This window comes from Eleftheria terrae (assembly GCF_030419005.1).
Classification (GTDB): domain Bacteria; phylum Pseudomonadota; class Gammaproteobacteria; order Burkholderiales; family Burkholderiaceae_C; genus Caldimonas; species Caldimonas terrae.
In genome coordinates this window covers 4,993,089-5,002,167 of sequence record NZ_CP106951.1, presented here as the reverse complement: position 1 = coordinate 5,002,167, position 9,079 = coordinate 4,993,089, and the positions used below count along the sequence as shown (strand labels likewise).

The following is a 9,079-nucleotide window of genomic DNA, read 5'->3' as shown; positions in this document are numbered from 1 at the left end:
GGCCGCAGGGTCTCATTCGCGGTGGTAAGGATGGCCGACCATGACCGACCAGGCGCGGTACAGCTGCTCGGCGAGCAACACCCGCACGAAGGCATGCGGCAGGGTCAGGTCGGACAGGCGCAGCCGCTCCTCGGCGGCGGCGCGCAGGGCCGGGTCCAGGCCGTCCGGCCCGCCGATCAGCAGGGCCACGTCGCGGCCGTCATGCATCCAGGCCTTGAGGCGGCCGGCCAGCTGCACGGTCGTGAGCCGGTCGCCACGCTCGTCGAGCACCACCACGCGGGCACCCTTGGGCACGGCCGCCTCGATGCGGCCGCGCTCGGCGGCCATCAGCGAGTCGGTCGACTTGTTGTTGCCGCGCGGCTCGGTCTTGACGGCCTTGAGCTCCAGCCGCAGCTCGGGCGGGAAGCGCTTGGCATAGTCGTCATAGGCCGTCTCGGCCCAGGCCGGCATGCGCTGACCGACCGCGACGACCAGCAGCTTCATGCCTTGCGCGCAGGCGCCTTCTTGGCCACGGCCTTCTTGGCTGCCACCTTCTTCGCCGGCGCCTTCTTGGCTGCCACCTTCTTGGCGGCCGCGCGCACCGTGCCGGTGGTGACGGTCACGGTGCGGCTGACGGCCGGCGCCTTCTTGGCCGCGACCTTCTTCGCCGCCACCTTCTTGGCAGCAGGCGCCTTCTTGGCCGCGGCGGTCTTGCCGGCCGGACCAGTCAGGGCGGCCTTGCGCGCCGGGGTGTCGCGGCCTGCGGCCGGCTTCGGCGCGGCCGCCTTCCTGGCGGCGACCTTCTTGGCTGCCACCTTCTTCGCGGCCACCTTCTTCGCCGGCGCCTTGTCGGCAGCCGCCTTCTTGGCGGCTGTCTTCTTGGCCGGGGCCTTCCTGGCGGCCGGTGCCTCGACAGCTTCGTCTTCGTCCTCGGCCCCTTCGGCCTTGGGCAGGCGCTTGGTCTCGGCGGCTTTCAGCTTGACCGGCTTCTCGCCCCAGATCTCCTCCAGGTGGTAGTACTGGCGGAAAGCGGGTTGCATGATGTGGGCCACGGCGGCGCCGCAGTCCACGATGATCCATTCGCCATTGGCTTCGCCTTCGGTGCGCATCACCTGGAAGCCCTGCTCCCGGACGCTGTCGCGGACGCTGGCGGCCAGTGCCTTGGTCTGGCGGTTCGAGGTGCCGGAAGCGATGATGACCCGCTCGAACAGGGGCGACAGGTGTTCAGTGTTGAACACTGCGATGTCTTGGGCCTTGACGTCTTCCAGGCCATCGACGATGGCTCGCTGCAGTTTGCGGATGTCCATTGAGTCGGGCGTCTCCGTTGTATGAGAAAAATCAAAGATTTGAATAAAGGCGATGCTGCGCAATATAGCGCGCCACCGACCCAGGAACCAGCGCATCCACCGGCTCGCCCCGCGCAACGCGGCTGCGCACCTCGGTGGACGAGATCGACATGGCCGGCAACGGCAGCTGTTCGATCGCATGCGGATGCCCGGCCAGCACTGCTCCGGGGGCTGGCTCGACACCGGCTCGGCCGGCCACCGCAAGCGTCACGCGCTGCAGCAACTCGGTCCAGCCATGCCAGCGGTCGAAGCCGGCGTACTGGTCCTGGCCGATGACCAAGAGCCACTGTGCGGGGCCCGGTTCGCGCGCTTGCAGCTCGCGCACCGTTTCGATGGTGTAGCTCGGTCCGCTGCGCTCGACCTCGCAGGTCGACACCTCGAAGCCGCGCTCCCCCTCGACCGCCAGCTTGGCCATCGCCACCCGATGCTCGGCCGGCGCCAGCACGCGTGCCTTGTGCCACGCCATGCCGACCGGCACCCACAGCAGCCGGTCGAGGCCGAGGTGGTCGCGGGCCACCCGCGCCAGTGCCAGGTGGGCATGGTGGACCGGGTCGAAGCTGCCGCCGAAGATGCCGATACGCCGGGGCGCTGCACCGCTCAGAGCCATGCGCGCGGCACCAGGAAATCGGTGTACAGCCGCTGCTCGGCGCTGCCTTCCTCGGGATGCCAGTCGTAGCGCCACTTGGCCAGCGGCGGCATCGACATCAGGATGGACTCGGTGCGCCCGCCCGACTGCAGGCCGAACAGGGTGCCGCGATCCCAGACCAGGTTGAACTCGACATAGCGTCCGCGCCGGTAGGCCTGGAAGTCGCGCTCGCGCTCGCCGTAGGTCAGCACGCGGCGGCGTTGCAAGATGGGCAGGTAGGCGTGCAGGAAGGCATCGCCCACCGAGCGCATCATCGCGAAGCCGCCGTCGAAGCCGCCTTCGGTGTAGTCGTCATAGAAGATGCCGCCGATGCCACGCGCCTCGTTGCGGTGCTTCAGGAAGAAGTACTCGTCGCACCACTGCTTGAAGCGCGGGTACTTGTCCTCGCCAAAGGGTGCCAGGGCTTGCTGGCAGGTGGCGTGGAAATGGCGGGCGTCCTCTTCAAAGCCGTAATAGGGCGTCAGGTCCATGCCGCCGCCGAACCAGCTGACCGTCTCGCGGCCCGCCGGATGCGCGGCGATCATGCGCACGTTCATGTGCACGGTGGGCACATACGGGTTGCGCGGATGGAAGACCAGCGACACGCCCAGCGCCTCGAAAGGCGCGCCAGCCAGCTCAGGCCGGTGCTGGGTGGCCGAAGGCGGCAGCTGCGGCCCCCGCACATGCGAGAAGTTGCAGCCGCCGCGCTCCAGCAGCGGCCCGTCCTCGACCAGCCGCGACACCCCATCGCCCTGCAGGCGCCCGCCGGGTGGGCGGGTCCAGGCATCCCGGACGAAAGGCGTGCCGTCCTCTGCCTGCATCGTGTCGATGATGCGGTCCTGCAGGCCCAGCAGGTAGGTGCGGACGTCCTCGGTCTTCATGCCACGGCGTTGGGCTTCGCTCACCGCTTCACCGCGCGGTAGCCGATGTCGCCGCGGAACTGCATGCCGTCGAAGTGGATGCCGTGCAGCACCTGGTAGGCGCGCTGCTGCGCGGTCTTCACCGAATCGCCCAGCGCCGTCACGCACAGCACACGGCCACCGGAGGTGCGGGTCTGGCCAGCATCGCCCACGGTGCCGGCATGGAAGACCATCGCATCGGGCTGCTCGGCCGGCAGCCCGGTGATGAGGTCACCCTTGCGCGGGTTCAGCGGGTAGCCATGCGCGGCCAGCACCACGCCGAGCGCGACACGGCGGTCCCACTGCAGCTCCACCTTGTCGAGCGAACCGTCGGTGGAGGCCAGCATCACGTCCAGCAGATCGGTCTTGAGACGCATCATGATCGGCTGGGTCTCGGGGTCACCCATGCGGCAGTTGAACTCCAGCGCCTTGGGCTGGCCCTGGGCGTCGATCATCAGTCCGGCATAGAGGAAGCCGGTGTACGGAATGCCGTCGCGCGCCATGCCGGCGATGGTGGGCAGGATGATGTCCTGCATCGTGCGGCCATGCACGTTGGGCGTCACCACCGGGGCGGGCGAGTAGGCGCCCATGCCGCCGGTGTTGGGCCCCTGGTCACCGTCGTTCAGGCGCTTGTGGTCCTGGCTGGTGGCCAGGGCCAGCACGTTCTTCCCGTCGCACAGCACGATGAAGCTGGCTTCCTCGCCCTGCAGGAACTCTTCCACCACCACGCGCGCGCCGCCGTCGTTGTGCACGACACCCAGCTTGTTGTCGAGCAGCATCCAGTCGATGGCCTCGTGCGCCTCCTGAAGGGTCATGGCGACCACCACGCCCTTGCCGGCGGCCAGGCCGTCGGCCTTGATGACGATGGGCGCGCCCATGCGGTCGACATAGGCGTGCGCGGCCTGCGCATCGCTGAAGGTCTCATAGGCCGCGGTCGGAATCTTGTGGCGCCGCATGAAGTCCTTGGCGAAGGCCTTGGAGCTCTCGAGCTGGGCCGCCGCCCGGGTGGGGCCGAAGATGCGCAGCCCGCGGGCGCGGAACACGTCCACCACGCCGGCCGCCAGCGGGGCTTCCGGGCCGACCACCGTGATGCCGATCTTCTCGGCTTCCGCGAAGTCGGCCAGCGCCTGCGGGTCGCCGATGGCGACGTTGTGCAGGCGCGGGTCGAGCAAGGTGCCGCCGTTGCCCGGCGCCACATAGACGCGGTGCACCTTGGGCGACTGCGCGAGTTTCCATGCCAGGGCGTGTTCGCGGCCGCCCGAGCCGATGACGAGAACTTTCATGTGTGATCTTTCACCCGGCTCCGCGACCAGCGCGTACTGCCTGCTGCCTCATTCGTTGATGATCGCGTTGTGGTAGACCTCTTGCGCGTCGTCGAGGTCCTCGAGCACGTCCAGCAGCTTCTGCATCCGCTGCGCGTCCTCGCCGGACAACTCGATGGTGTTCTCCGCGCGCATGGTCACTTCTGCCACCTCGGGTTTCAGGCCGGCGCCGTCGAGCGCCGCCTGTACCGCCTCGAAGTCGCCCGGGGCGCAGAGCACCTCGATGGCGCCGTCGTCGTCGGTGACCACGTCCTCGGCGCCGGCTTCCAGCGCCACTTCCATGATCTTGTCCTCGGCGCTGCCAGGCGCGAACACGAACTGTCCGCAGTGCTTGAACTGGAAGGCCACCGAGCCTTCGGTGCCCAGGTTGCCACCGTACTTGCTGAAGGCATGCCGGACTTCGGCGACGGTGCGCACGCGGTTGTCCGTCATGCAGTCGACGATCACGGCCGCGCCGCCAATGCCATAGCCTTCGTAGCGGATTTCCTCGTAGCTCACGCCCTCGAGGTTGCCGGTGGCCTTGTCGACGTTGCGCTTGATGGTGTCGGCCGGCATGTTGGCCGCCTTGGCCTTCTCGATGGCCAGGCGCAGTCGCGGGTTGGTGGCGATGTCACCGCCGCCCTGGCGGGCGGCGACGATGATTTCGCGGATGACCCGCGTCCAGATCTTGCCGCGCTTCTCGTCCTGGCGACCTTTGCGATGTTGGATGTTGGCCCATTTGGAATGACCGGCCATAGCGAAGCTCCTGAATCCTGAAGGGCGCCCAGCTTGTTGTTGTGCGGTGCGCGGGTTGGCGGGTGTGTCTCTTGGATAGACTGCGATTTTATCCGGGCCCCCGACGGCCTGCCTTTTTGACGGAACCCGCCATGGCCGACCCCCTCCTGCTTGCCAAGCACCACGAGATCGAAACCTTCCTGTTGCCGGCCCTGGCGAACCGCCACGGCCTGGTCACCGGCGCCACCGGCACCGGCAAGACGATCACGCTGCAGGCGCTGGCCGAGGGCTTCTCGCGCATCGGCGTGCCGGTGTTCATGGCCGATGTGAAGGGCGACCTCACCGGCATCTCCCAGCCGGGCGCGCTGTCGCCCAAGCTGGCGAAGATCCTGCAGGAGCGCGGCCTGCCGGCGCCCGCGCCGCACGCCTGCCCCACCACCCTGTGGGACGTGTTCGGCGAGCAGGGCCACCCGGTGCGCGCCACCGTCTCGGACATGGGGCCCCTGCTGCTCGGCCGCATGCTCGACCTGAACGAGACGCAGCAAGGGGTGCTGTCGCTGGTCTTCAAGATCGCGGACGACAACGGCCTGCTGCTGCTCGACCTGAAGGACCTGCGGGCAATGCTGCAGCACGTCGGCGACAACGCCAGCAGCTTCACCACCGAATACGGCAACATCAGCGCCGCGAGCATCGGCGCCATCCAGCGCGGCCTGCTGCAGATCGGCGAGCAAGGCGGCGACAAGTTCTTCGGCGAGCCGATGCTCAACATCGCCGACTTCATGCAGACCGAGCGCGGCCACGGTGTCGTCAACGTGCTGGCGGCCGACAAGCTGATGCATTCGCCGCGGCTGTACGCCACCTTCCTGCTATGGATGTTGTCAGAGCTGTTCGAGTCGCTGCCCGAGGTGGGCGACCTCGAGCAGCCGAAGCTGGTGTTCTTCTTCGACGAGGCCCACCTGCTGTTCGACGACGCGCCCAAGGCCCTGGTCGACCGCATCGAGCTGGTGGTGCGGCTGGTGCGCTCGAAAGGGGTGGGCGTTTACTTCGTCACCCAGAACCCGCTGGACGTGCCCGACTCCGTGCTGGGCCAGTTGGGCAACCGGGTGCAGCATGCGCTGCGTGCCTTCACGCCGCGCGACCAGAAGGCGGTCAAGGCCGCCGCCGACACCATGCGCGCCAACCCGGCCATCGACATCGCCACCGCCATTACCGAGCTGGCGGTCGGCGAGGCGCTGGTCAGCCTGCTGGACGAGATGGGCCGCCCCGGCATCACGCAGCGGGTGTTCGTGCTGCCCCCCGGCAGCCAGATCGGCCCCATCACGCTGGCGCAGCGGCAGGCCCTGCTGCAGGGCTCGCTGGTGGCGGGCGTCTATGAGCAAGCCATTGACCGCGAGTCGGCCTATGAGCGCCTCAAGGGCCGGGCCGCCGGTGTGGCGGCCGGGCAGGCACCAGGCCAGGCCCCGTCCGGGCGGCAACAGGCGCCTGCGGCCGGCGGGATGCTGGACGGCCTGAGCGACGTCCTGTTCGGCTCGACCGGCCCGCGCGGTGGCCGCCGCGACGGGGTGGTGGACGCACTGGCCCGCTCGGCGGCGCGCACCATCGGCAGCAGCGTCGGCCGCGAGCTGATCCGTGGCGTGCTGGGCAGCCTGTTCGGCGGCTCCCGCCGGCGCTGAAGCGGGCACCGCTCGCGCCCTCAGGCGACAGCCTGCACCCGCTTTGCGGCGTTTCGTCGCAAGGGTGTGGCAGCCGGCGCCGGCCGGCGAGACAGTGGCGGCCACACCCCCAGGAGCCGCCATGCCACTGCCTTCACCCGTCGTCCTCGTCCATTTGTGTTTCGCCCTGGGCGCCCTGCTGCTCGGCCCCCTGGCCCTGCTCGCACCCAAGGGCCGCCCGGGCCACCGTGCCGCCGGCTATGCCTGGGTCACGCTGATGCTGGGGGCGGCCTTGTCGAGCCTGTTCATCCATAACCACCTGCGACCGAACCTGGGCGGCTACACCGCGGTGCACCTGCTGGTGCCCGCCACCCTGCTCAGCATCGCCTTCGCGGTGCGCGCCATCGTGCGTGGGCAGGTGCGCCGGCACCGGCGCCTGATGCTGGCCACCTACGTGTCCGGCTGCCTGGTCGCCGGCAGCCTGACCTTGCTGCCCCACCGCTACCTGGGGCAGCTGCTGTGGCACCACGCGCTGGGGCTGAGCTGAGCACCGCTGCCCTGAGAATGCGCCCATGAACCGCCCTCCACCGCCGTACCGACCGACTCCCGCCGGGCCGCCCGCTGCCCCGCGGCTGGCATCCCTGCTGCAACGCGGCGCCATCGTGGCGGTGCTGTGCGTGGTGGTCGCGGCGGTCCTCTACGCCATCGAGCGCCAGCCGCTCGGCCGCAGCGTGGTCTATTCGCTGTGCGTCGGCCTGCCATGCTGGCTGATCATCGACCTGGCCCGGCTGCTGCTCGCACGGCAGCTCCACCGGCGGAATCCGCACCGCATGCTCCATCCGGAATGGCCGGGCTGGGGGCGCATGGCCGGCTGCATTCTGGTCGGCGTGGCGGTGGCCTTTCCGCTCGGGCACCGGCTGGGCGACTGGCTGACCGGCAGCCGCTCACTGCATCCCGGCGCCGAGTTGCGCGGCGTTGCACCCGCGCTGCTCATCTCGCTGGTCGCAGCCCTGGTGGCCACCTGGTTCTTCTATTCGCGTGGTCGCCTGGCCAGCGCCGAGGCGGCGGCCGAGTCGGCACGGCGCCTGGCGACCGAGCACCAGCTGCGGCTGCTGGAGTCGCAGCTGGAACCCCACATGCTTTTCAACACCCTGGCCAACCTGCGTGCCCTGATCGGCCTGGACGCGACGCGCGCGCAGCTGATGCTGGACCGGCTGAACGCCTTCCTGCGCGCCACCCTGTCGGCCTCGCGGGTGGAACGCCACCCCCTGGCGGCCGAGTTCGAGCGGCTGGCCGACTACCTGGCCCTGATGCAGGTGCGCATGGGCGAGCGCCTGCAGCCGCGCTTCGAGCTCCCGGCCACCCTGGCACGCCTGCCGGTGCCGCCGCTGCTGCTGCAGCCGCTGGTGGAGAACGCGATCAAGCACGGCCTCGAGCCGGCCCTGGCCGGCGGCCAGCTGCTGGTCTCTGCCCACTGCGAGGGCCAGCGCCTGTGGCTCAGCGTGCGCGACACCGGCGTCGGGCTGCAGCCGTCCGGCGCCGCCCGGGACGGCGGCGGTTTCGGCCTCGACCTGGTGCGCCAGCGACTGCAGGCGCTCTATGGGGACACCGCCAGCCTCGAGCTGTCGCCGGTCGACGCTGCCGGCGGCGGCACCCTTGCCCGCATCGGCCTGCCCCTGCCCTTGCATGACAACCCGCACCCGCATGAATCCGACCGCGCTGATTGCTGAAGACGAACCCCTCCTCGCCCAGGCCCTGCAAGCCGAGCTCGCCCGGCAGTGGCCGCAGCTGGAGGTGGCCGCCGTGGCGGCCAACGGGCCAGCGGCACTGGCCCAGGCACTCGCGCTGCGGCCGAGCTTGTGCTTCCTCGACATCCGCATGCCCGGACAGAGCGGCCTGGAGGTGGCCCAGGCACTGGCCGAGGAATGGCCTGACGAAGCCGGCCCGCTGCCCCTGCTGGTGTTCGTGACGGCCTATGACCAATACGCCTTGCAGGCCTTCGATGCCGCGGCTGCCGACTACCTGCTCAAGCCGGTCGAGCCGCAGCGTCTGGCGCGCTGCTGCGAGCGCCTGCGCCACCTGCTGGCCGCCACCGCGCGCCCGCAGGTCGCCGAGCAGGCCCTGGAACAGTTGCGCGCCCTGCTGGCCGGCACTGCGGCGCCGTCACGTGCCCCGCTGCGTTTCATCCAGGCCAGCGTCGGCAACAGCGTGCGCCTCGTGCCGGTAGAGGAGGTGCTGTACTTCGAGGCGGCCGACAAGTACGTGCGGGTGGTAACGGCCGACCGCGAGTACCTCATCCGCACCGCACTGCGGGAGCTGCTGCCCCAACTTGATGCGGAGGTGTTCTGGCAGGTCCACCGCGGCGCGGTGGTGCGTGCCTCTGCGATCGACGGCGTGCACCGCGACGACGCAGGCAAGCTGCGCCTGTCCTTCCGGGGAGGCCATCCAGGCACGCTAAATGTGAGCCGGCTCTACGCCCCCCGGTTCAAATCCATGTGACAGGCGCGGTCCTGCGCTGACCCGCCTAGGACTTACCCGCACA

Annotated in this window: 10 protein-coding genes; 4 read left to right on the top strand and 6 right to left on the bottom strand. The window is 69.7% G+C overall.

Features of this window, described 5'->3' with window-relative positions; all coding sequences use genetic code 11:
* Positions 1-12: 12 nt before the first annotated feature.
* Genes rlmH through N7L95_RS22415 form a run of 6 tightly spaced genes read right to left on the bottom strand, consistent with a single transcriptional unit; the run spans position 13 to position 4,906 of the window.
* Positions 13-483, bottom strand: a complete 471-nt coding sequence (rlmH, locus tag N7L95_RS22440) for a 23S rRNA (pseudouridine(1915)-N(3))-methyltransferase RlmH (RefSeq protein ID WP_301257472.1) — start codon at positions 481-483, stop codon at positions 13-15.
* Positions 480-1,286: a ribosome silencing factor gene (gene rsfS / locus N7L95_RS22435; protein ID WP_301257471.1), complete on the bottom strand. Its 807-nt coding sequence runs from the start codon at positions 1,284-1,286 to the stop codon at positions 480-482. Before rsfS ends, rlmH begins: the two co-directional genes overlap by 4 nt.
* A 31-nt stretch (positions 1,287-1,317) precedes the next feature.
* Positions 1,318-1,932: a nicotinate-nucleotide adenylyltransferase gene (gene nadD / locus N7L95_RS22430; protein WP_301257470.1), complete on the bottom strand. Its 615-nt coding sequence runs from the start codon at positions 1,930-1,932 to the stop codon at positions 1,318-1,320.
* Complete coding sequence (gene hemF / locus N7L95_RS22425; protein ID WP_301260211.1) at positions 1,923-2,831, bottom strand: oxygen-dependent coproporphyrinogen oxidase; 909 nt, start codon at positions 2,829-2,831, stop codon at positions 1,923-1,925. Before hemF ends, nadD begins: the two co-directional genes overlap by 10 nt.
* A gap of 20 nt (positions 2,832-2,851) precedes the next feature.
* Positions 2,852-4,132: a phosphoribosylamine--glycine ligase gene (gene purD, locus N7L95_RS22420; RefSeq protein WP_301257469.1), complete on the bottom strand. Its 1,281-nt coding sequence runs from the start codon at positions 4,130-4,132 to the stop codon at positions 2,852-2,854.
* Positions 4,133-4,180: 48 nt separating this feature from the next.
* Positions 4,181-4,906 (bottom strand): YebC/PmpR family DNA-binding transcriptional regulator, encoded by a 726-nt coding sequence (locus N7L95_RS22415; protein ID WP_301257468.1) that lies wholly within the window; start codon positions 4,904-4,906, stop codon positions 4,181-4,183.
* A gap of 131 nt (positions 4,907-5,037) precedes the next feature.
* On the opposite strand from N7L95_RS22415, the gene N7L95_RS22410 reads away from it, so the two are divergent.
* The 4 genes from N7L95_RS22410 (at position 5,038) to N7L95_RS22395 (ending at position 9,036) form a co-directional block, all read left to right on the top strand.
* Positions 5,038-6,558 carry a helicase HerA-like domain-containing protein gene (locus N7L95_RS22410; protein ID WP_301257467.1) on the top strand — a complete coding sequence of 507 codons (1,521 nt, stop codon included), beginning with the start codon at positions 5,038-5,040 and terminating at the stop codon, positions 6,556-6,558.
* Between the two features lie 121 nt (positions 6,559-6,679).
* Positions 6,680-7,084 carry a DUF2306 domain-containing protein gene (locus tag N7L95_RS22405; protein WP_301257466.1) on the top strand — a complete coding sequence of 135 codons (405 nt, stop codon included), beginning with the start codon at positions 6,680-6,682 and terminating at the stop codon, positions 7,082-7,084.
* 25 nt (positions 7,085-7,109) lie between these two features.
* Positions 7,110-8,267 (top strand): sensor histidine kinase, encoded by a 1,158-nt coding sequence (locus tag N7L95_RS22400; protein WP_301257465.1) that lies wholly within the window; start codon positions 7,110-7,112, stop codon positions 8,265-8,267.
* Positions 8,242-9,036 carry a LytR/AlgR family response regulator transcription factor gene (locus N7L95_RS22395; protein WP_301257464.1) on the top strand — a complete coding sequence of 265 codons (795 nt, stop codon included), beginning with the start codon at positions 8,242-8,244 and terminating at the stop codon, positions 9,034-9,036. The genes N7L95_RS22400 and N7L95_RS22395 overlap by 26 nt, the downstream gene beginning before the upstream one ends.
* The last annotated feature ends 43 nt before the right edge of the window (positions 9,037-9,079 follow it).